The 21,611-nt window shown below is 63.5% G+C and carries 17 protein-coding genes; 5 read left to right on the top strand and 12 right to left on the bottom strand.

The features are described 5' to 3' along the window. The first annotated feature begins 4 nt into the window (after positions 1-4). Positions 5-352, top strand: a complete 348-nt coding sequence (locus tag M2343_RS02260; protein ID WP_264575437.1) for a RidA family protein — start codon at positions 5-7, stop codon at positions 350-352. A gap of 9 nt (positions 353-361) precedes the next feature. Here M2343_RS02260 and M2343_RS02255 read toward each other — a convergent pair whose 3' ends face one another. From M2343_RS02255 to M2343_RS02240, 4 genes are all read right to left on the bottom strand, one after another. Beyond that, the gene (locus M2343_RS02255) at positions 362-1,414 is read right to left on the bottom strand and encodes an aromatic ring-hydroxylating dioxygenase subunit alpha (RefSeq protein ID WP_264575436.1); all 1,053 of its coding nucleotides are present in this window, start codon (positions 1,412-1,414) and stop codon (positions 362-364) included. Between the two features lie 75 nt (positions 1,415-1,489). After that, the gene (locus tag M2343_RS02250) at positions 1,490-3,211 is read right to left on the bottom strand and encodes a TonB-dependent receptor (RefSeq protein WP_264603854.1); all 1,722 of its coding nucleotides are present in this window, start codon (positions 3,209-3,211) and stop codon (positions 1,490-1,492) included. 33 nt (positions 3,212-3,244) lie between these two features. Beyond that, positions 3,245-3,913, bottom strand: a complete 669-nt coding sequence (locus M2343_RS02245; RefSeq protein WP_264575434.1) for a TonB-dependent receptor plug domain-containing protein — start codon at positions 3,911-3,913, stop codon at positions 3,245-3,247. Between the two features lie 146 nt (positions 3,914-4,059). Next, positions 4,060-4,989, bottom strand: coding sequence for a LysR family transcriptional regulator (locus M2343_RS02240; RefSeq protein WP_264575433.1), 930 nt, complete (start codon positions 4,987-4,989; stop codon positions 4,060-4,062). Between the two features lie 130 nt (positions 4,990-5,119). On the opposite strand from M2343_RS02240, the gene M2343_RS02235 reads away from it, so the two are divergent. From M2343_RS02235 to M2343_RS02225, 3 genes are all read left to right on the top strand, one after another. Then, positions 5,120-6,049: a VOC family protein gene (locus M2343_RS02235; protein ID WP_264575432.1), complete on the top strand. Its 930-nt coding sequence runs from the start codon at positions 5,120-5,122 to the stop codon at positions 6,047-6,049. 116 nt (positions 6,050-6,165) lie between these two features. Beyond that, a complete protein-coding gene (locus M2343_RS02230; protein ID WP_264575431.1) occupies positions 6,166-7,104 on the top strand; it encodes a fumarylacetoacetate hydrolase family protein in 939 nt (312 codons plus the stop codon). 25 nt (positions 7,105-7,129) lie between these two features. Next, on the top strand, positions 7,130-8,149 hold the full coding sequence (locus M2343_RS02225) for an aromatic ring-hydroxylating dioxygenase subunit alpha (RefSeq protein ID WP_264575430.1): 1,020 nt from the start codon (positions 7,130-7,132) through the stop codon (positions 8,147-8,149). Between the two features lie 581 nt (positions 8,150-8,730). On the opposite strand, the gene M2343_RS02220 is transcribed toward M2343_RS02225, so the two are convergent. Continuing rightward, entirely contained in the window at positions 8,731-10,119 is a 1,389-nt protein-coding gene (locus M2343_RS02220; RefSeq protein ID WP_264575429.1) for an MFS transporter, read from the bottom strand. Further along, positions 10,116-12,935: a TonB-dependent receptor plug domain-containing protein gene (locus tag M2343_RS02215; protein WP_264575428.1), complete on the bottom strand. Its 2,820-nt coding sequence runs from the start codon at positions 12,933-12,935 to the stop codon at positions 10,116-10,118. Before M2343_RS02215 ends, M2343_RS02220 begins: the two co-directional genes overlap by 4 nt. Positions 12,936-13,228: 293 nt before the next feature. Between M2343_RS02215 and M2343_RS02210 the strand changes: the two genes are divergently transcribed. After that, complete coding sequence (locus M2343_RS02210) at positions 13,229-13,714, top strand: MarR family winged helix-turn-helix transcriptional regulator (RefSeq protein WP_264575427.1); 486 nt, start codon at positions 13,229-13,231, stop codon at positions 13,712-13,714. A 519-nt stretch (positions 13,715-14,233) separates the two neighbouring features. Here M2343_RS02210 and M2343_RS02205 read toward each other — a convergent pair. The 6 genes from M2343_RS02205 to M2343_RS02180 are packed head-to-tail and all read right to left on the bottom strand — an operon-like array spanning position 14,234 to position 21,611. Then, positions 14,234-15,397 (bottom strand): CaiB/BaiF CoA transferase family protein, encoded by a 1,164-nt coding sequence (locus M2343_RS02205; RefSeq protein WP_264575426.1) that lies wholly within the window; start codon positions 15,395-15,397, stop codon positions 14,234-14,236. After that, positions 15,394-16,317, bottom strand: a complete 924-nt coding sequence (locus tag M2343_RS02200; RefSeq protein WP_264575425.1) for an alpha/beta hydrolase family protein — start codon at positions 16,315-16,317, stop codon at positions 15,394-15,396. Before M2343_RS02200 ends, M2343_RS02205 begins: the two co-directional genes overlap by 4 nt. Continuing rightward, positions 16,314-17,351: a TRAP transporter substrate-binding protein DctP gene (dctP, locus tag M2343_RS02195; RefSeq protein WP_264575424.1), complete on the bottom strand. Its 1,038-nt coding sequence runs from the start codon at positions 17,349-17,351 to the stop codon at positions 16,314-16,316. Before dctP ends, M2343_RS02200 begins: the two co-directional genes overlap by 4 nt. Then, on the bottom strand, positions 17,348-18,649 hold the full coding sequence (locus tag M2343_RS02190; RefSeq protein ID WP_181560752.1) for a 2-hydroxyacyl-CoA dehydratase subunit D: 1,302 nt from the start codon (positions 18,647-18,649) through the stop codon (positions 17,348-17,350). Before M2343_RS02190 ends, dctP begins: the two co-directional genes overlap by 4 nt. Beyond that, positions 18,646-20,730 carry a CaiB/BaiF CoA-transferase family protein gene (locus M2343_RS02185; RefSeq protein ID WP_264575423.1) on the bottom strand — a complete coding sequence of 695 codons (2,085 nt, stop codon included), beginning with the start codon at positions 20,728-20,730 and terminating at the stop codon, positions 18,646-18,648. Before M2343_RS02185 ends, M2343_RS02190 begins: the two co-directional genes overlap by 4 nt. Continuing rightward, positions 20,727-21,611 (bottom strand): hypothetical protein, encoded by an 885-nt coding sequence (locus tag M2343_RS02180; RefSeq protein WP_264575422.1) that lies wholly within the window; start codon positions 21,609-21,611, stop codon positions 20,727-20,729. The genes M2343_RS02185 and M2343_RS02180 overlap by 4 nt, the downstream gene beginning before the upstream one ends.

Genomic DNA, 21,611 nt, shown 5'->3' with positions numbered 1-21,611 from the left:
AAGCATGAGCATCGAACGTCTCGATCAGGGCCCACGCATGAGCCAGGCCGTCATCCATGGCGACACCATCTACCTTGCCGGCCAGGTCGGTGCGCCGGGCGAGAGTGTCACTGCGCAGACGCAGGCCGTGCTGGCGCAGATCGAGGCGCTGCTCGCCCGCGCTGGGAGCGACAAGTCGCGCATCCTGAGCGCCACCATCTGGCTCGCCGACATGGCCGACTTCGCCGAGATGAATGCCGTCTGGGATCGCTGGGTCGGCGGCAGGGGCGCCCCAGCCCGCGCCACCGGCGAAGCCAGACTCGCCACGCCCGACTACAAGGTCGAGATCATTATCATCGCGGCGCGAGACTGAAGGCGCCTCTCACTGTTCTGCCTCAAGCATCTGCTTGATTAGCGCGCGCACCTTCGCGGCAGGCGTGTCCGACTTCGCGAGCAGCTCGCGCTGCAAGGCCGCCGATGCGTCGAGACGCGCCTCGACCGCTTCGATCGCGGCCTTGTCCTGCCCGCGAATATGCATGTCGGACTCAAGCTCGAACTGATCGACTTCCTCGGAATCGAGCCTGAAGTTCCTGACCGAGACGCCATAATAGTGACATGACGTCTCGGATTCGGGCGTGATGCCGTGCAGCAGGTGCAGCTCGCCCAGCGCAGGCGGCACGTTTTCCATGCCGTCAATCCGGCGAAGAAGCGGCAGGTTCGTGCGGATCAGTTCAGGCCCGTAGAAATCGGTGATGCTCTCAAAATCGGCAAGGCCCTCATACCGGTTCCCGGCGCCATAGAGATGGTCGAAAAACGGGGTCCAAGGCACCTTGCTCTGGCGCACGAGACGGTAGCTGCGCGGCCGCGGCTCTTCCCGCATCGCGGTCCGCGCCATGCTGTCGCCACCCGCGATATGATGGTGGACATAAGGCAGGTGAGTCAGATCCATTAGATTGTCGATCAACAGCTGGGCGCGGCCACCGACGCGAAAATAGTCGAACGAGCTTGCCCGCCATCCCGGCTGGTCCAGTCCGAAATCCTCATAGGGCGGCAGCAGATCGGGGTCCGCCTTCTCGCCGTCCCCCATCCAGATCCAACAGAATGGGCCGCGCTCCAACAAGGGAAAGACGGGCTGGCAGAAGTTCGCGCCGGTGCCCTGCGACGGGATGTCCACGCACTTGCCATCGGCTGCAAAGGCGAAGCCGTGATAGCCGCAGACCAGCGCGTCGCCGCGCACGCGCCCCTTGGCCAGCGGATAATAGCGATGGGGGCAGATGCCATACATCGCCGTCGCGACGCCCGCCTCCGTGCGATAGAGCGCCACAGGCTTGCCGAGAATGGTCCGCTCGATCGGCCCGTCGTCAATCTCGCTGGCGAAGCATGCGATGTACCAGCGATTTCGCACCATCAGCGTTTCGAACCCGAACGGATACATTCATTTCTCCATCATGCGATCAAGGATGGCAGTCGGCTGCCGCGCCGGGTCGACTCGGCAGCCGGCCGTCGCGTCTCAGAACTTGAACGAGCCCTTCACGCCGTAGGTCCGCGGCGGTTGGTAGACTGTGTTCAGCACCCCGCCCGAGATGCTGTTATATTGCGACAGGGTCGGGATCCTCTCGTCCGTCAGGTTGCGGATCCACGCTGTCACGGCCCAGCGGTCATCGATCTGGGCAAGCTGCAGCGAAGCGTCCGCCTCGAAGGTGTCGCCGCTGTTCTGCTGGGGAAGATTGTCGAACCCGATGATGCGATTCGACCGGTAACGGCCATTGAGGTTGAAGATCAGCTTGTGGCCCGAGCCAAGCTCGAACGTCTGCTCCAGTCCGGCGTTGATCGATAGCTTCGGCGAATTGAGCAGCGGCTTTCCGCTGCAGTTCACCGTGAAGAACGCGCCACTATCGACAGATGGGCAGGTGGTTGCGGGCGGGATGCCGGAATTTCCGCTGTCCGGCTCTGTGTAGATGAAGTTATCGGTCTTGGTATTCAGATATTGCACCGCGCCTGTCAGAACGGTGCCGCTGCCGACCTTTAACGCACCATCGACGTCAATGCCCCAGATCGTCGACCGGCCGATATTCTCGGTGAAGAAGGACGACGCCCCGCGCGCATCCAGGCCCAGATGCGCTAGCTGTTGATTGCGATAGCGCCAGTAGAAGCCTTCGATGTTCAGGAGGACGCGGTTGTCGAGCAGGCGGTTCTTCAGCCCAACTGTGAACGCCTGGATCGTTTCTGGCGCGTAGGTCTCCTTGCCGAACGTCAGATTGAAGCCACCCGACCGATAGCCCGTCTCGTAGCTCGCATAACCCAGCGAGTTCTCGAACAGATCGGCTTCAGCAGCCAGGCGAAAGGTTGCCTCGCCCTTGTTGAAGTTCGAGTTATAGGCGGCCGGCACGTAGAGGATCACATTGCCAAAAGTCCCATATGGCGCCGCCGTGAACGGTGCGGCCGGGAAGCCGGCCGGCAGATCCGAGGCCGGAATCGCCTGCTGCAGATCGGCAAGCGACAGGGCGGACGGCAGCGACGGGCCACCCGCACAGGGTGCGAAGTTGGGCGGGACAATAGGCCGCGTGCACTGGTTAACCACGGCGATCGTGTTGGCCGTGAGCGACTTATCGTCCTTCGTGTAGCGCAGACCGCCAGTCAGTCGAAACGCGTCGCTGAGGTGGAACGTCAGACGACCGAACCCGGCCCATGATTTGTTTGATACCGATAAATTCTGGATATTCTCGACCGTATATTGATTGAAGGCCGCATTCGCACTGATCGTCTCATCGAAATAGATGCCGCCGATGAGCCATTCGATGGGACCGAGCCGCTTGCCGTCGAGCCGCGCCTCCACGCTCGCCTGATGGCCATTCTCGACTGACCAGCCTGCCCGGAAGGCCGGGCCGCTGAAACGGTTGTTGACCGTGCCTGCGCGATAGGCAGGGACGAGGGTGAAGGTACCGATGCCGGTCACCAGGTTCGCCTCAGCATGCGTTCCCCAGGTCGTGTTGTCGATAAACTGCGTGTCGATCGGGGCAGGATTGTTGAAAGCGCCGGCGTTGACCCGCGTCGCGAAATAGGCGCGCGCTGCCGGCGTGAACATGCCGGGGCGCTCGCCGAGCGAGACCGGCGTGAAGACGTAGTTGGCCGGCGCGGTGGCGCTCGCCGGCGCTGCGGGCGCAAAGGAGAATGCGCCTTCGAACGACGCGCCGGGGCCCTGGCCGCCGATGTGTGCGTAATCGGCCGACAAGCGCACGCTCAGATCTCCGGACTCCCAGGCGACCTAGCCCCGGACCGCCTTGACGTTCGTATCATCCGTGCCGTCGGCATTGTATCCGTCGTTTTTCACCATGCGTCCCGATAACCGGATCGCGGCGTCCTCCCCGAGCGGAGCATTGGCCATGCCCTCGAGGTCGAAGGCATTATAGTTTCCGTAGCCGAACGACCCGCTCGCCGCGAACGTGCCGAACTGCGGACGCGCGGGAATGAGGTTCACCGCGCCCCTCGTGGCGTTGCGACCGTAGAGCGTGCCCTGCGGCCCCTTGAGCACCTCGATCCTCTCCAGATCGAAGAAGGTGCTTGCCGTCGCCGAGGGCCGCGCGACGTAGACACCGTCATAGTTGAAAGCCACCGCCGGATCGCTGAAGCTGTTGTTGGTGAAGTTGCCGACACCTCGGATAAAGAACGAGGTCAGCGCGCCACCGCCGCGGGAAATGAACAGCGATGGTGCCACCTTGTTGAGAACGGTGGTGTCAGCGGCGCCGGCCGTGGCCAGGTCCTTACTTGAGACGACGTTGATGGGGACTGCCGCCCTCTGCACATCCTCCGACTTTCGCTGGGCGGTGACCACAATCACGTCGAGCCCCACATTCTGCTCGGCGGCCTGCTGCGGACCAGTCTGCGCAGACGCAGGCGAACAGCAGATCATCGTGGCAAGCGATGTCGAAATCATAAGAATCTGAGCGGTTTTCACAGCACGGCCTCCCCTAGGATGCGGCCTGCAGTCGACTTTATCGTCGATCTAGGCCCGCCTTTTTGGTTAGCCCTTGCGAGATCAAAACAAAAATCGATTGAATTGCTGGCAGGAATAAGCAGAATTTATTCATGGCTGGCCTGGGGCGTCCCGAGGATCTCCGCTGCGCAGTCGACGATCATCGATCGCACATAGCTGATGGCTGCGTCGCTGGTACGCAGTCGATGCCACTGCACCTCGCCCACGACCCGGTCCAGCGTGATGGGCGCGTCATGGATGACGATCGGGAGCAGGCGCGCATAGTGCCGTGCGTGACGACGATGGATCGTCGCCACCCGGTCCGTGCCGATGACCGCGGCGGGAAGGAGCGAAAAGTTCGGCAGCCGCACTTCAACTCTCCGTTCGACATGCAGCGCCTGATAGTTGCGTTCCGCGATCGATTGCTGCCGATCCGGCCCAAAATAGGCAACGGCGTGGCCAGCCTCCGCGAAATCCGAGGCGGTGAGCGACTCCGCATATCTGCCTTGATTCCAAGCGATGACGCATTGCTCGTCTTCCCAGAGCGTCTCCTTCGGATGGCCGGAGAGCAGATAGCCGGAAATCGTGAGGTAGAGGTCAATTTCCCCGCGCTCCAGCCGCTCGCCGGCGCGCCAGTCAATAGGGATGAAATCATAGGTAAGGCCCGGCGCGATCTTCGCCGATCGCCGCAAGACCTCTGCAAGCAGCACGTCGAAACTATAATCCGACCCGCAGAGGACTATCCGCCTCTCGGCGGTTTTGGGGTCAAAGGATGCTGGCGTCGTGATTTTGGAGTGGATGAAGATGAGCGCCTCGCGGACTGGGTCGCGCAGTTCTTCGGCCTTGGGCGTGAGCAGCATCGCGCGTCCCGATGTCACCAACAGCTCATCGCCGAAGTAGTCGCGTAGGCGGTTGAGCGCGGCGCTGACGGCCGGCTGCGTGAGGTTGAGCTGCCTTGCGCTACGCGACACACTCTTCAACTCGATGAGAATGTCGAGCGCGACCAGCAGATTGAGATCAAGTCCTTCGAACCGCACGGCCACTGCTCCCCAATGTGTCCCGCGTGCATGGTATAAGTGCGATTTATTCCAATCAACATTTATATCAATTGGACTGAATGCACGATCACCGCCTAGCCATTTTCATATCAGGAATAGGAGCGGATCGATGGCACTGTCAGGCCTCCATCATATTCACCTCACCTCACGTGAGCTGGACAAGGCCCTGGCTTTCATGGCCGACTTTGGGCTGGTTCTGGATACGCAGGTGGACGGCGTTCACTATCTGCGAGCCGCAGGCGCGGCGGCCTATCAGGTCGTTCTGGAGCGCGGCGACACCGATCAGTTGATCGCCGTCGCCCTGGAAACGGACAGCGAGGCCGACCTGGTTCGCCTTTCAGCGCGCGCGAGCGGATCCGCTCCGCAAGCTCTCGAGGGGCCGGGCGGCGGCCAGTTTGTCGAGCTGACGGATCCCGATGGCAAGACCATCCGGCTGGTTCACGGCATCGCCCGCCGGGAGGCGGAGGCGGCACGCACGCCAATGGTCGTCAACTACGGAACCCATAAGGCCCGCATGGGCAGCAGCCAGAGCTTTGCCGAGATTGGCCCGGCGCAGCTGCTGCGCATGGGCCATGTCGGGCTGTTCGTTCGCGACATGAAGGCCTGCGACGCTTGGTATCGCGATGTTCTGGGCCTGTTGCCGAGCGATCTCATGCATGCCGGGCCGCCCGAGAACATCGTCGCCGGCTTCTATCGGATCGACCGCGGCGACGAGTGGGTGGATCACCACACGATCGCGCTGTTCGGCTTCGGCAAGAGCGACCTGCACCATATCTCTTTCGAGGTCGCCGACAGCGAATCCCAGTTCATGGCGCACCGCTGGATGACGCGGCAGCAGCACGAACCGATCTGGGGGGTCGGCCGGCATCCGCGCGGCAGCCATGTGTTCGATGTCTGGCGCGCACCGGGAGGGTACCGGTTCGAGACCTTCACGGACACCGACATGCTCAATGCAAGCGCCGTCGCAGACCTCCTGCCCATCGAGAAGATGGAGATGGATCTGTGGTGCGACCGCAGTCACGAGACCTATTTTTCCTGATTTAGAGGACAAGCAGACATGGCAAAAAACTATGATCCCGCGACCGGTCTGGCGCATGGCAGCTTCGGCATCGGCATGTATCGCCAACCGGTTCCAAGAGGGGCTTTCCCGGCCTGGTGCAGCCCGAGGGCACCATCTTTGACCTGTCCGAATATTATGCGGACACCCACGAGGTCTTCGACGATTGGGACATCGCCCTGGACCGTCTGGGCGAGATAGCGGCAAAAGGCGGAGAGACTGGTATCCGGTTCGAGACCGTGGAGATCCTCCCCGCACTCAAGCACCCGAACATTCTGGGCGCCGGCTCGAACTACAAGCAGCATGTCGCGGAGATGATGACGAACAACAAGTTCAATCAGCATAACCGCCAGCCTGGCGAATCGGATGAGGACTTCTTCAAGCGCAACTATGCCGAGGTGGCTCGGCGGGCCACCGAGGGCATGCCCTATTTCTGGACGGGGCTGCATTCGGCGCTATCCGGCGCCAATGATGACATCATCCTTCCGCTCATCGGCGAGCATATGGAATGGGAGCTCGAACTCGGTGCCGTGGTGGCGCGGACCGGCCGATACCTCCCGCCCGAAGAGGCGGAGAGCTTGATCGCCGGCTATGTCATGGTCAATGACCTCGGTTGCGTCGATGAGTTCCGGCGCACTGACATCAAGTTTGGATATGACTGGGTCAGCAAGAACCAGCCGAACCATTATCCCACCGGCCCCTTCATCGTACCCAAGCAGTTCATCGATTGGCGGGACGCGCAAATCGTGCTCAAGGTGAACGGCAAGACGATGCAGGACTGGCCGGCCTCCGACATGATCTTCTCGCCCGCGCAAATCCTGTCCTACGCCTCCGAGCGCATCAAACTTTTGCCGGGAGACCTCCTGATCACCGGCTCTCCCCCGGGCAATGCCGGGTCGCATGGGGGATGCTGGCTCAAGGCTGGCGACGTCGTCGAAAGCGAAATCACGGGGCTCGGCCGCCAGCGCAACGAGGTCGTCCCAGAAGACGCTCAAGGGCGTAAGCCAACCTATGGGCCATTTATCACCGAATGGTGACCGCATATGGAAGAGGACTGAGGGCATGTCGTTCCTGAAAAATGCTTGGTACACCGCCGGGTGGGCGAATGACGTCACCGATGCGCCGCTGGCGCGCACCATATTGGGCGAGCCGGTCGTGATTTTCCGCACGGAAGACGGCCAGCTCAATGCCCTGCAGGATGCATGCCCTCACCGCTTCGCGCCGCTCAGCAAAGGCAAGCTGAGCGGCGACCGCATCGCCTGCCCCTATCACGGCCTGGAATTCTCCGGTGCCGGGCAGTGTCTGCGCAACCCGCACGGGAAGGGCACAATCCCGGCAGCACTGTCTGTCCGTTCTTATCCGCTCGTCCAGCGTTATGGCATGGTCTGGATCTGGATGGGCGACGCTGCGACGGCCGACCCTGTGACGCTGCCGGACATCCCCCGGCTCGAGGAAGAGGGGTTCACCTGGATTCGCGGCCAGCTCCACGTCAACACGCATTATGAGCTGGTTGTCGACAACCTGCTCGACCTGACCCATGTCGAGTTTCTCCACCCGATCCTCGCTTCGCCCGGCAACTCGCTGCGCACGCAGTTTCAGTGCGAGCAGGACGGCGACGTCGTGCGGGCCTTTTATGACGTCGAGGGAGAGCCGATCACGGGTCTTTTTCAGATCCTGTGGAGCGCCCCTGCAGAACAGGCCGACCTGCACGCATACATGCACTGGCACTGTCCCTCGAACCTCTATCTCGACACCGGGATGATCAGTCCCGACGATGCCGATGGTGGGCCGAAGATTCCGACGGTCCACTTCCTCACGCCGGAAACCGAGGACTCCACCCATTATTTCTGGGCCGCCGGCCGGAATCGTCATCATGACAACGAGCAGGTCGCCGGCATGCTGTATTTCGGTACCCAGAATGCGTTCGAGAACGAGGATGAGCCCATGATCCGGGCCGTCCGCTCGCGCATGAAATCGAATGATCTTTTCGCGCACAAGCCCGCCCTGCTGCCGATGGACGAAGCGGCCGTGCGCGCGCGGCGCGTGCTCAGCGCGAAGATCGCGGCCGAACATGCGGGCTGAGCGTGTCGAAATGCTCTGAGGCGCGGGCGCGGCAATTCCGAAGATCGACGTAAATCCGCTCGACGAGACTTTCTTCGCAGGCCGCTTTGCCTTCCATCAATTGGTACGCGATTCCGGGGCCGTGGCTTTATTAGGAGCTAGGGCTGCTACTCGATGGTGCGCCGTCCCCAAGGACGCGCCTCTTCAAGCGATTGGCGACGGTTGTATCCGTACGGGGCATCGGTCTTGCCGATTTCCCCAAGGAGACTCATTTTCGCCCGCCCTCGCTCCTACTGGAAGCGGATCCACCGCTTCATGGTCAAGCACGCAAGATGATTAACAAAATTGCTGCGCTCGCGAAGATGGGAGCAGTTTCCGGTGCCCGGGCAGCGACCGTCTACTATACCGCCCCGACAGCCGCTGCCCGCCGGTCACGCGCGGCCCGACGGACGAAGCGATCATGTCGCTGTTAGAAACGCCACCTTGCCTTCAGCGAGGTCCCAGCCGGCAGCGATTGCGCAATGGATCACGAGCTGCGTCGCGGCTGTCAGCTGCCGGTTCGCCGGAATCTGCCTCGTAGAACCCAGTGGTCAGGGCTCTCCTCAGCGGGAAGCCTCCTCGAAACCAGACCTCCTTACAGCCTGAGCATAAGGTTTGATCGCCAGATACATGAGCGCCGCGCCGCCGGGGGCCATTACGGCGGCGAAGAACGCCATCGAATAGCGCAGCATGCTCTCGTCCTTCAGCAGGAAATCGGTCACGAGCGCGATGAGCAGCGGCCCGAGACCATTGCCGATGACACTGATGGTGAAGAGATACACAGCGCTGATCTGAGCCCGCATCTCGCTGGGCGTCACCATCTGGATCGCGGCATTCTGCGCAGGGGCGCTGGCGAGGCCGATGATCGAGGAGATCATCCCGCAGAAGAAGGCGAGCCAGGGGCTGGGCATGAGCGAGGTGGCGATCGCGAAGGGAGCGGACAGTGCTTGCGAATAGAAACAGACCCGCGCCATCGCATCGGGATTGCCGCGCTTGCCCATATATTCCGCGAACCAGGTGCCCAGCGTCAACGCAATCGGCGTAGAGATGAGGAGCGAGAGCGCCAGCAGTGGCCCGATCTGCGCCGGTCCCCAGCCATAGGTGCGCTCATAAAAGGCCGCGCGCCACGTCATGAGGCCCGTCGTCTCGATCGCGCCGATGCCGATGCTGAGGAACAGGGGCAGGAACAATATGCGGTTTGACAGGAGATACGCCCCCACTTCGCGCAGCGGTACGCTGCCCTTGCCGCGGCGATTGCGGCGCACCGGTTCGCGCACGGTGACGAGAAAGAGCAAGGCGGTCGCCAGCCCCGGCAGAGCGCAGACGAGGAAGACGAGTTGCCACTCGCGCATCTCGCCCAGAACCGGGATATGGACCGGCCCCATTCCGGCAAAGAACGCCACCAGCAGGCCACCGGCCAACAACGCCGTGGCCTGACCGGCGCTGATGCCGAGCTGATAGACCGCGAAGGCACGCGGCAATTTTGACCGCGGCACCATGTCCGCGATCATCGACATGGACGAGGGGCCGGCGACGGACTCCGCGCCCCCGACGACGCCGCGTGCGAAAAACAGCCCGCCGAAGCTCCTGGCCATGCCACAGAGCGCAGTGGCCAGGCTCCACACCGTCAGGCCGGCCGTCAGGATCATCTTGCGGCTGCGCTGATCCGCGACGCGAGCCATCGGCAAGCCGACGACCATATAGGCCGACGAAAAGGCGAAGCCGATGATGAGGCTGATCTGGGTGTCGCTGAGCGCCAGGTCGCGCTTGATCGGCTGGACCAGCAGATTGATGATGTTCCGGTCGACATTGGAGAGCATGGTCACGAAGGCGATCAGCCAGATCGTGTACCAGGCGCGGGCCGGCGACGGCCAATCGTCGCCGGCTCCAGACGCGCCGGCCGATGCCGGTTGCGCCTGACCCGTGGCTTGCGTGCCGACCGGCTCGCTCATCGCTTGAGGCGCACCCCGACGCGGAACGCGCGTCCGACCTGATCGAACAGCACCTGATTGGTGATGCCCACCGCGCTGGGTGCAATCGGCGGATCCTTGTCAAACAGGTTACGGATCGCGATGAAATATTCGAAATCGCTGCGGCCGGCCTTCACGTTCCAGCCCAGCGTGAGGTCCGCGTAGAAGCGGGCAGCCACGCGATTGGTGCTGATGCTGTTCGCGAGGCCGACACTATAGCCTGCATCCTCGGGACCGACGAACTCGACGAGGAATTTGCCCTCGGGAATGTAGCGGCCGTGCGCGCTCAGGCTGAACGGCCCGGCCTTAAGGGTCGCCATGCCGTCCAGCACATAATCCGGCACGCCCGGAGTGTTGCTGGCGCGGAAGCCGGTCTGGCCGGCGCGGTCGACCGAACCGGCGCTGTCGATGATCATGAGGTCGAACGTCTTGGTCGCCAGCAGCCGCAGGTCGAGCGATGCGGCGGCCCCGATGCGGGTGCGATAGCTCGCCTCGATGTCCAGGCCCCGGGTCTTGAAGCCATTCACATTCTGCAGACGGTCGTTGATCAGCGTCACTTCGCCTGCCCCGTTCCGCGTGATCAGTGGGCAGAACTCGGTTGCGTTGTTCACCAGACAGCGCGTCGCGATGGTCGATGAGCCGATCTGCGCGATCGCGTCGTTTACGCGGATATTGTAATAATCGACCGAGAGGTTGAAGCCGCGCAGAAACGACAGGTTGCTCAGCACCACGCCGGCCGTGAAGGTATCGGCCTTCTCCGGGCGCAGCGTATTGTTCGAGCCCGAGACGATTTCGATCAGGCCCTGCTTGCTCGTCACCGGATCGGTGAAGGACGAGAAGCTGCGCGTGACCGAGCCGAACAGCTCGTTCACATTGGGCGCCCGGATATCGCGAGAGAGCGTGCCACGCAGACGCAGGAAATCGACCGGCTCATAGACGCCGCCGAGCTTCCAAGTGGTGACCGCGCCGCTCGTGCTGTAGTCGGTGCGGCGCGCGGCGCCGTTCAGCTCCAGACTCTTGCCCAGCGCACTGTCCTTGAGCAGCGGGAGGACCGCCTCGACAAAGGCTTCCTTCACCTCGACCTTGCCGTTGGAAGCAGCGAAGTTGGAGACGTAGAAGGCGCCGGTGGGCGAGAGCGGGTCGGTCGAGCCCTTCACCTCGTCGCGGCGATATTCGGCGCCAGCCGCCAGCGACAGCGGGCCGGCCCACAAGTCGATGAGGTCGCCCTGCACGTCCAGCGCGGCAACCTGCTGGGTGATCTTCAGGTCGAGCATCGATGTGCCGGTGACATAGGCCAGCGCCTCCTGACTGAAGCGGCCCGCGCCGATCAGGTTGAGCGGCTGGCAGCCATTGGTCGGGTTGGTGAGCGTCGAGCGGCAGATTGGCGTGCCGCCGGGGCCCGAGGTAACATCGGCCGCGAGCAGCAGGCGCGAGCGGATGAGGTTGTTGGTCGCTTCCTGATGATAGGTGCTGCGGCCATATTGATAGTAAGCGTTCCACGTCCAGTTATCAGTGATGGCGCCGGAGAGGCCACCGATGATGCGGAAGGCAGTGCTCTTGGTCGCGCCGCGGGCATTGCCGAGGTCGAGCCCGGCGCGGCCCATGTTGAACTGGGTGATGCCGTTGGCATCCATGACGTCCGTGACCGACCGCGGGAGATACGGATTGTCGCGGCGGACCGGACCGATCAGCGAGCCTGTGCTGTCGCGCAGCTGCGCGCTCACCGAGAACGCGCGGACTTCGCCATAGGATGCTTCCAGCGTGGCCTTGAGCGCGTCGCTGAATTCATATTCGGCATGGCCATAGGTGCTGAAGCGCTCGACCGGCACCTTGAGAAGCAGGCCGGCGAGGAAGGCGTTCTGGCCCTTCCCACTGCCGCCCTGCTGAAACAGTGAACCCGCGAGCCTGCCGACCTCATAGGGCGCCGTCGTCCCATCCGGCAGGAACTGGAGGCCCTTGAGCGGGCCATTGCTGAGGATGAGGCCACCGGGGGCTATGGTGGCGGTGTGGACGTTGTTGAGAATGCTCAGCGCCGGGGCGCCCGCACCGGCCGCGCCAGCCGGGCGGCCGACGAGCGTCCACTCCTGCGCGCACAGCGAGCGGGCCTGATAGCAGTCCGCCAGGCCATCATTGTCTTCATACTCCCCGCCGAACACGACGTGGCCCCGGCCACCGGCGAAGGATGTGCCGCCGGCCGCCGAGAGGAAGATCGTGCGGTCGTCGCCGCGCTGCGAGATGCCCGACTGGGCCTCGGCGCGAAGGCCATCGAGCTTGTTGTTGAGGATGAAGTTCACGACGCCCGCAACCGCGTCCGAACCATAGGCCGCCGATGCACCGCCGGTCACGACGTCGACGCGATCGATGAGGATGCCGGGAATATAGTTGGTGTCGACCGTCCCGCGCGCTGTCGTCGGCACGAACCGACGGCCATTGACCAGCACCAGGGTGCGCTCGCTGCCAAGGCTGCGCAGTTCCAGCACGCGGGAGCCGACGGCATTGCCGGGCGTCGTCTGTGTGGCGGAAGGGCTGGAGGTGGCCCGAAAGCTGGGCAACTGGCTCAGCACGTCGCCAATATTCGTCGCGGCAGTCGTCTCGAGTCGGTCGCGGCCAATCGCGGTGACGGGAGTCGGCGCGGTGAAACCGCCACGCGTGATGCGCGAGCCGGTCACGACGATCTCCTGCGAACCGGATGCGGCCTGATCCTCGGCCTGCGGTGCTGGACCGCCCTGATCCTGCGCGTGCGCAGCAGAGGCCACGCCGATCGCAGCCATCGCCAGAATGGCCGCAGAATTTCTCAAAACCCGAACTCGTTGACGAAGCGCCAGCATTGCAATCCTCTCCCCAGTCTCTGCCCATATCGTTCGCTCGACCGCGCCTGTGCGGCACGGCGTAGAGCACGTATAGACATTGAATTTACCGCCCTAATGTTTAGGGCGACTAGTAATTCATATCCTATCTTTTAAAGTGAAGGCAATGGGTGTTGAAGCATCAAGACCAACAAGGCAGGAGGGCGATGATGGGAAGGTCGAAAGACGCAAAGGATTCGCCGAAAATCACGCCCTTTTCTGCAAAGGATGCGAAGGCGCGGTTCGTGCCAGGACCGCCGCCGGCCCGTGGCCAGGAACCCGGTTCGGATGCTGATTTGCGGGTGCAGATGTCGTGGTGGCTGGTCGGCACCGGCCGCGCGTGGCGCAATCTGCTGGATGAACATCTACGCTTCGCGGGCCAGACACAGCCCCGCTGGCGCGTGCTCGCCTGGGCGCGACTGCAGCCGGGGATTACCCAGACCGAACTGGCGGAACATATGTCCGTCACCAGCGCCACTTTGGTGGCCATCGTGGACGAGCTCGTCCGTCAGGGGCTGCTTGAGCGGCGCGAGAGCAGCACGGATCGCCGGGTCAAGAACCTGCATCTTACGCCAGCGGCGCATCCGATCATCGAGGCGATCTCGCAGGAGGTCAGCGACATAAGGGACGCGCTGCTCAGCGACGTCTCCCGCTCGGAGCTGGAGACCTGTCTCTCCGTCCTCCAGCGGGTTAGCCAGGCGATCGAGAATTATGGGCGAGGCGAGGGATAGAGCTCAGGTTGCTCCGTCGAAGACGGTCCCGGCATAGCGCCTCTGGCGAACGTCCCAACCTCTCCCCTGCACCGCAACCGCGATGCGATCAACCGCTGCCTGCTACCCATCCGCGAGGTGCGACACGACTTTGCCGTCCGATATCCATCTCGTGCGCCGATCCCCGCAGCGCCAGAACGAGATATGCACGGCTGGAAACCAGCGCAGCGAGCCCGATCAGAAATGATGTGTCTAAAGCAATTTAAGCGACACTTTTCTTGCCTTTGGCCCGGCGCATTGCGAACTTCATCCTCACGTGCCGCACGGTCGCGCATCTGCACACGCAACCGGACATCTTCTCTGTCAATCGCTTCGTCTTCGGTCTGCAATGGCGCTCTTCTTGCGATCGGACAATCGAGCGCGTCGAGACACCGAGCGATATTGTTCTGCAAGTGCTCCATCCGCCAAGCGACCTTTGCGGCGGTGTCGCTCTTGTCGCGGTTGCTGACAGCCTTCGTGACAAGCGTGTGTCCATGTCGCCTAGTGGCCTGGCTCCGTCCGGAGGAGCCAATCAAGAATCTCGGCCCGATTTTCATCGAGGCGAGGCGGGACTTCGCCGACTTGAAGGCCGGGAGTGAGGCGGAAGCCGGCACCGGGGTAGCGCACTGGTCCCGTAAGAGGTCCCTCGGGGATATCGAAGGATACAAGCGCATCCGGACGCGCCAGTTCGGCCGCTTCATCGACCCGGCGCACCATCCCGCAAGGGATGCCAGCTTCGCTCAATCCTGCTTCCCAGGCGGCCGCATCCCTTGTGGCGAACACCCTCTCCAGTTCCGCCTTCATGGCGTCGAAATTGGCCCGCCGTGCTTCTGGCGTGGCGAACAGTGGATCAGTCAGCCAGTCCTCTCGTCCGGTGAACCGGGCAAGCGCGGCAAACTGGTTGGGCTGCACGACGCCGAGCGAAATCTGCCGCCCGTCCCTGGCTGTGAACAACGAAGCGGTGGGCAGGCCGCTATAGCCAGTATTACCCATGCGGGACATCGCTTGCCCGGTCAGCAGATAAGGCGTCACGGCCGACGTCATGAAGGCCAAGCTGGCATCGAACATCGACACATCGATATAACTGCCGCCGCCACCCTGCAGTCGCCGCACCAGTGCGGACAGGATGGCAAGTGCCGCGGTCTGGCCGGTCAGCGTATCGACAATGGGAAAGCCGACGCGCACCGGCGGGTCACCCTCTTCGCCGCTCAGCATCATCATCCCGCTGGTCGCCTGCACGATATTGTCGATGGCCGGCCAGTCGCGTTGAGGACTGTCCTGCCCATAGCCGGACACCGAGCAGAAGATGATATCCGGCCGCAGTTCTCGAACTGCCTCGTAGCCAAGGCCGAGACGTGTGATGACGCCGGGCCGGAAGTTCTCCAGCATCACGTCACACCGCGCCACGATCGCGTGGGCGATGTCGAGGTCGGCGGGATCCTTGAGATCCAGCATGATCGACTTCTTCCCTGCATTGGCCGCAATGAATGCAGGTGAGAGACCTTCAAAGCGCGGATCCGATCCGTAACTGCGGAAATTGTCGCCCTTGGGCGACTCGATCTTGATGACGTCGGCCCCCATCAGCCGCAACAGGTGCGACGCATAAGGCCCGGCCATCACATGGCTGAAATCGGCGATGCGGATGCCCGCAAGCGGTTGGGTCATGGTTTTTCCGGAAATTGTTTGCGAACGATCGTCCATGCGGGGTCTTTGCAAAGGCCGCAGGACGCCCCCGTGAAGAGTTGACCCGCCTTCGCGTCACGCTTGAGTTGCCAATCGAGCCACGCCACCGCGATCCGGCCATAGTCCCCGCCGTTCACCGCGCCGAACGTTCCGCCATGGCCCGTGTTCTTGTTGGCGTAGAAAACGGGCACATGAGCAATGCGGCCCACATCGTCATTCCCGTTGGGATAGGCGATGTCGGTCGGCCCGCCCAAGATGTATGCGACCGGTGTATGCAGCTTGCGCAGATCGTCCTTGGCGATCGAGACGCGGCTAAGGCCATTGCCTGGCCGGTTGTACACACCGCTGTTGAAGATGACGGCCGTGCGAATGCGCGGATCGGCAGCGGCGGCAAGCGCCTGCAGGCCACCGCAACTATGTCCCATCACGGCAACCTGCTTGGTATCGACGTCGCGTCCGTAGGGGCTACCCTTCACCCAGTCGATTGCAGCGAGGAGCTGGTCCACTGAGGTTTCGTCCGCGGTTGTGGGTGGCGGCATGGGCGGCTCGGGTCCCCGCTGGTTTCCAGCAGCCGGTTCCGTCGAGGGCCTCTCCCCTTTCGGAGCCCCATTGGCGATGACGATGTAGCCATGGCTGGCGATCTCGCGCAGGAAGCCACTGGCCGACAGCCCGTCATTGCGGCAGCCACCATTACCCCACAGCACCAACGGCAGGCGTCTTTGTGGCAGCTTCGCCGGGCGATAGATGGTGTAGCCGGGCGCGTCCGCTCGCCCTTCCGCAATCGCGGGCAGATCGCCTGTTCCGCCGGGCGCTCCGATGATGCCAGAAGGTATCTGGGCCGATGCGGACGGGGCCTGCAGGATGGCAGCCAAAGCACAGAGCAGCGGCGCGACGTGCTTCATTGATTTCCTCCACACTGGATTTTGTCGCGACCCTGCACGGAAGCGCGTGCGGTGCGGAACGCCCTGAGACCATCAATGCCGAAGCGGGACAGGTCGCGGGCATTGCCCTCCGAATCGCGCAGATAGAGCGCATCGAATCGCGCCTGCTCCTGACGCGACACGCCATTGATCGTCACATGCTGCGCGCGCGCTTCTTCCAGTCCCTTTTCAAGCGCAGCATAAATCTCGCGCGCGAGCGCTGCTTCCCAGACCGCTTGCGACTCCTCGAGGATAGCCCGATCCTGCGCACTCAGCCGATTCCAGCGCTCCATCCCCATCGCCCGAGCAGGATAGGCGCCGCGTGGAATAGCGAGGTTGTTATAGTGGCGGGCGACCTCGGCGAAATGTAGCGACTTGAACGTGTCGCCAGGTGCGATGACGCCATCGATCACACCCTTCGCCATGGCCGAATAGACGTCAGCCATCGGCATGTTCACCGGATCGGCGCCGAGGGATTCGAGCACGCTCAGCAGCTCCGTCGGCGCGCGCAGACGCAGGCCGCGCAGATCGGCCAAGGTGTTCACCTGCCTGCTGGTGGTGACGACGCCGGCCAGCGATCCGCCCTGCACCGCCAACACCTTGAGCCCTTCCAGCTCATGGCCAATTTCGGGGTTCGCCGCCGCGATGCAACGATAGAGCGCCAGTTGGGATTCAATGCTGTCCGCACCGCTGTAGAAACCCGTCTGGATGCGGATGAGATGGGCGCCGCCACGCGCGTAGATGGGCGTGATGAGGCCCACATCCGCGACACCGTGGCGCAGTTCCTCCATCGACATGTCGGACGAAAGCAGCGCCCCGGACCAGCTCGGCCGGATGCGGATGCGGCCGTGCGAGCGCTGCTCGACAAACGCCATCCACGCCTGATCCGCTTTGCTAAACGGATGATTGGGGCTGTAGGGCGTTGCATAAGTGAGTTCCGTCACATCCTGCGACACGGGCCGAGCGCAGGACGCCAGCAGCAGCAGTAGCGAAGGCAGGAACGCCCGCAGCCTCATGCAAGCCCCCGCTCGGCAAGGAAGCTGGCCACCGTCGCCACCATCCTGTCATGGTCCCAGTTCTTGGCGTCCACCATGTCGGCGTCAATGGTCAGCACCGGCACGCCTGCTGCCTCCAGCGACAGCGCGGTCAGCTTTGTGCCCGATTGCGAGAGGCGGTTGTCCGGCGGGAGCAACACAACGCAGGCGTCGATGCCGCAACGCTCCGCCTCGCTGGTCATCCAGCCGTTCATCCAAGGCGGCAGGTGCAGTACTTCGTTCATGGAGCAGATACGGCTGGCCAGCGCATCCATTGGCTCGCCCTGCAGTTCACGGATATATTGCGGCCCGGCGAACGGCATATACATCGACCAGACGAAGACCGCGCCGAGCCGTTCCTCCAGGGCCTGATAGAAGCCGGGGTCGTGCCACACACCCGCGCCGATCCACATGAGGCGGACCTTCTCGTTGCTGGCAGAGCCGGTACCATTTGCGATGCGCTCCATCACCTCATCGCGGAAACGTTTGGCATGGGCGACCGCCCAATCCGATCCGCGATGCCATTGCGGGATCATCGTGTTGGGCATCTGCTCAGCGATCGACACGGGGCAAGGCCGCGCCCGGCCGATGGCCTGCGCCGCCTCCCAGATATAGCCCTCCTGCTCGTTGATCCGTTCCATCAGATAGTGGAGCTTCGCCTCGTCGAACTTTCGCCCGGTGCGGTTCTCCAGCAGGGCGATAAGATCACGCATCTCCGCGACCATCAGCGCGATACGATCGGCATCGTAGACCTGGCGCCAGTCGCCCCGGCTATGCTCGAACCAGCGCGGGTCCTTGTGCTCCCATGCCGGCGCCTCCATCGCAAAAAATTCGCTGCCCAGCGCCTGCGCCCATTGGCCGAAGACATGCTGGATGCAGTCGCAGGTCAGCCGCGCCACCAGCACGGTCGGCGTGGGCAGGCCTCCCCAGGGGGCGGTCTTAGGATCGTTAGCGAGCGTGCAGGCGAGGCCCAGCGAGCAATATTTGCAGCTATTCTCGGGATAGCCATGCCGGGCCATTACCTCAAAATACTGGTTCGAGAGCTGCTTTGCCGAAATATAGGCCGACCACCACTGGTTGGTGATGATCGGAATATCCATCACGTGGAAGATTTCGTGCGGCGTGTCGGCCTGCACGATAGCAAAAGGCTCGCCCTCATCCACGACCCGTCGCCGCAGATCCGCACCGAACTGCTTCTGATAGGCGCTGGCTGCTGCCGTGCAGGCCAGATCCTTGCGGCTGCGCTGCCCTGTTGCCCGCGTCGTGACATCCTGGCTCATTCAAAAACTCCTGCAGCGTCGAGCTGTGCGATGCGGGCCTCCGAGAGGCCGCAGGTGTCGCGGGCGATGGTGTGAGCATGCTCGCCCATGCGCGGCGCGCGGAACGGCTCCAAGCGATCATGCGAAAACTTGATGGGGGTTGCGATGTGGCCGAACGGCCCAAGCAGCGGGTGGTCAAGCGTCACCAACGCGCCGCGCCCGGCAAGTTGCGGATCGTGATCGATCATGTCTTCACAATCCTGCACCACACCGCAGGCGATGCCGGCGGCCTGAAGCTCGGCCATAATGGCATGGTCAGCGCGTTGCGCGACCCACGCCGCGACGTCGCCGCCGGCAATGGCGTGGAGTCTGGCAAGCTCTGCTTCGTCCCTCAGGCTGATCGCCACCCATCGATCCTCGCCCTGCGCCTGGAAGACATCCTGAAAGAAGACAGCGGGATCCGCATTGCCCGAGCGCTGCGGGCGCTCGCCGCGCCGCGCCGCCGCCAGATAGTCCCGCATCTGTTGCACGCAGATCTCGTACATCGAGGCATCGATATGACAACCAAGCCCGGTTTCGCGGCGATGCTGCAGCGCCGCCGCCACTGATCCTGCCATGACGAAAGGCACGATGACGTCGCCATAGGGCACCGCGCCAGGGATGACGGGGTCGCGGTCGGAATAGCCGGTGAGGAAGGTCCGCCCGGAGAGCGCGCCACCGGTCCCGTCGACACCCCATTCCTGCGCCAGCGGACCGGTCTGGCCGAACACGCTGCCCGACACCATGACGATGCCCGGGTTGCGCGCCGCCAGTGCATCATAATCGAGGCCAAGCTTCTTCATCGTGCCGGGGGAGAAATTCTCGACCACCACATCGGCCCAGTCGATCAGCGGATCGATGAGTTCACGCGCATCAGGCTTCTTCATGTTCAGCGACAAACTGCGTTTGGAGCTGTTGAGATGCGCGAACCAGGGCTTGTCGTCCCAATTGCCTGGGCTGGACACGGAAACCTGCACGTCGAGACGGGCAAGATCGGGCCGCGTGCGGCTCTCGATCTTCACGATCTCCGCGCCAAGATCGCCGAGCGTCTTGGTCGTGATCGATCCGACCAGTGCCCAGGCGAAATCCAGCACCCGAACGCCCGCCAGCGGCCCCGGCCGCTCGCCGGTGTGGATGGCGGGCGCGGCAATGGCAGCGCCCTTGCGGATCGTCGCGAAGCGCTCCGGCAGGCCCGAAGGCGTATCGAAGAAGTGGCGCGCCGCCAGATGCGGATCGGCCAGCACATCGCCTGGCTCGTTCGCCACGCAGGCATTGATGCCGCGCCTCAGCCCTTCGGTCGCGATCTCATGCTTGGTACGCGAGAGGAAGAAGGCGGCGATCGCCGCTTCCCACAGCGCCCGCGTGTCGGCCGGCAGCGTGGAGCGATTGTAGCTCAGCCAGTCGGTGCCGTGCAGCGGATTGGGAACACCGACTTCGTCCATCCAGTCCGAGAGGGCCTGATTGGCGGGCGCGCCGAGCCGCCCGGTCATCAGCGAGTGGAAGCACCAGCCGTCCGCCAGCCGCCAGATGGCCCGCACGGTCGCTTTGCCATAAGCGAGCGCACCGCCCACGCGCGTGAGCTTGCGCCGGTCGAACTGCCAGCACAGCACGCCGTTGAAATTGCGACTGAAGGCCACCTGTTGGATCGAGACATCGACATGTTGCCCCTTTCCGTGCGTGCCGCGCGAATAATGAGCGGCCATTGCCCCGGCCGCAGCCACCATATCCGCGTGGAAGGTGCAGGCATCCCCCGCTTCCTTCACCGGTGCCAGATCCGGCTCGCCGGTGACGCGGAGGGCACCTCCCATGGCAGAGGCCACCAGCTCGCCGCCTTTCCATTGCGACCGTGGACCACCCGAGCCGAAGCTGGTGACTGACACGTGCACGGCAGTCTCCGGGATGGCAATGCCCCCCAACCCCTCCAGCCCAATATCGTCGATGACGAACGATGCGCCCTCCACCGGACCGCCCAGCTCCGCCCCAATCGAAGCCAGGAAGCGGGCCAGTGGCCGATCCGCCATGCCGCCCAGAATGGCGACGCGATGACCGGATAACGGCATCATGCAGAAAGCTCCTTCAGAAATTGCGTAATCTCGCCGGCCGCGCGGTCAGTTCCGCGCCAGTCGCGCCGCGTCATGATGAGGTGGGGAATGCCGGCCTGTGACAAGGCCTCACGCTGCGCGGGCAGATGCCAGATGCGCGCCTCATCCTCCTCCGCAAACCAGAGCACGACCGCCGAGGTGCCGAGTGTCCGCGCCCTGTCGACCAGATCCGATGCGCGATCGAAAAAGGCGCGGCCGCTCTGCGAGGCGGCATGGAGCTGGCGCGCGATAGCAGTTATCGGATCGCCGCTCGCCTCCTCAATCGCCACGCCCGGATCTTGCCAGGCGTCCGCCAGCGTCGGTCCGCATGCGGACCAGCGGGCCGCCTCGATGACGGCATGGAGACGGCGATCAGGCGGCGGCGTGCCAGCCAGCAGGCAACAAGGCGCAGCCATGCCCGCCATCCCGTTGGCCGATGCGCGACGCCGGTTCGTTTCGGCGATGCCACGCTCCAGTGCGGGGGCATCCAGTCCCAGCCGATCGGCAAGCTGGCGGACAGCGGCCACCATATGCGCCGCGCTGCTCGAGCGGGCGATCCGCGCCACGTCGAAGATCAGCGGCTTGGGGCCCCTGACCTCTCCCTGTCTGCGTAGCTCGCAGATATAGTAATAGAGCCGCTGCGCAGCGTCGTCCGCTCGGGAGAAGATGACGGCGTCGAGACTGTCCAGGACCCCATCCGCCCAGTCCTGCACAATAGATCGCGCCCAGAGCGGAAATTTGCTTTCCAGCCAGCGGTCGGCAGTGGGCATGGCGCGATCGACATTCCAGGCCACCGGGCCGGAACAGGCGCCCGTCGCGGCGAGCAAGTCTTGCGGCAGATCGGGGCCGACATAAGCGATCAT

The sequence above is a fragment of the Sphingobium sp. B8D3B genome (genome assembly GCF_025961875.1).
GTDB lineage: Bacteria > Pseudomonadota > Alphaproteobacteria > Sphingomonadales > Sphingomonadaceae > Sphingobium.
The sequence above is the reverse complement of the archived record's forward strand: the minus strand, read 5'-3'. Positions and strand labels throughout refer to the sequence as shown.

Coding starts and splice junctions, on each gene's coding strand:
- M2343_RS02260 (WP_264575437.1), top strand. CDS start 5: ATGAGCATCGAACGTCTCGATCAGGGCCCACGCATGAGCCAGGCCGTC.
- M2343_RS02255 (WP_264575436.1), bottom strand. CDS start 1,414: ATGTATCCGTTCGGGTTCGAAACGCTGATGGTGCGAAATCGCTGGTAC.
- M2343_RS02245 (WP_264575434.1), bottom strand. CDS start 3,913: ATGATTTCGACATCGCTTGCCACGATGATCTGCTGTTCGCCTGCGTCT.
- M2343_RS02235 (WP_264575432.1), top strand. CDS start 5,120: ATGGCACTGTCAGGCCTCCATCATATTCACCTCACCTCACGTGAGCTG.
- M2343_RS02225 (WP_264575430.1), top strand. CDS start 7,130: ATGTCGTTCCTGAAAAATGCTTGGTACACCGCCGGGTGGGCGAATGAC.
- M2343_RS02220 (WP_264575429.1), bottom strand. CDS start 10,119: ATGAGCGAGCCGGTCGGCACGCAAGCCACGGGTCAGGCGCAACCGGCA.
- M2343_RS02205 (WP_264575426.1), bottom strand. CDS start 15,397: ATGACCCAACCGCTTGCGGGCATCCGCATCGCCGATTTCAGCCATGTG.
- M2343_RS02200 (WP_264575425.1), bottom strand. CDS start 16,317: ATGAAGCACGTCGCGCCGCTGCTCTGTGCTTTGGCTGCCATCCTGCAG.
- dctP (WP_264575424.1), bottom strand. CDS start 17,351: ATGAGGCTGCGGGCGTTCCTGCCTTCGCTACTGCTGCTGCTGGCGTCC.
- M2343_RS02190 (WP_181560752.1), bottom strand. CDS start 18,649: ATGAGCCAGGATGTCACGACGCGGGCAACAGGGCAGCGCAGCCGCAAG.
- M2343_RS02185 (WP_264575423.1), bottom strand. CDS start 20,730: ATGATGCCGTTATCCGGTCATCGCGTCGCCATTCTGGGCGGCATGGCG.
- M2343_RS02180 (WP_264575422.1), bottom strand. CDS start 21,611: ATGATCGCTTATGTCGGCCCCGATCTGCCGCAAGACTTGCTCGCCGCG.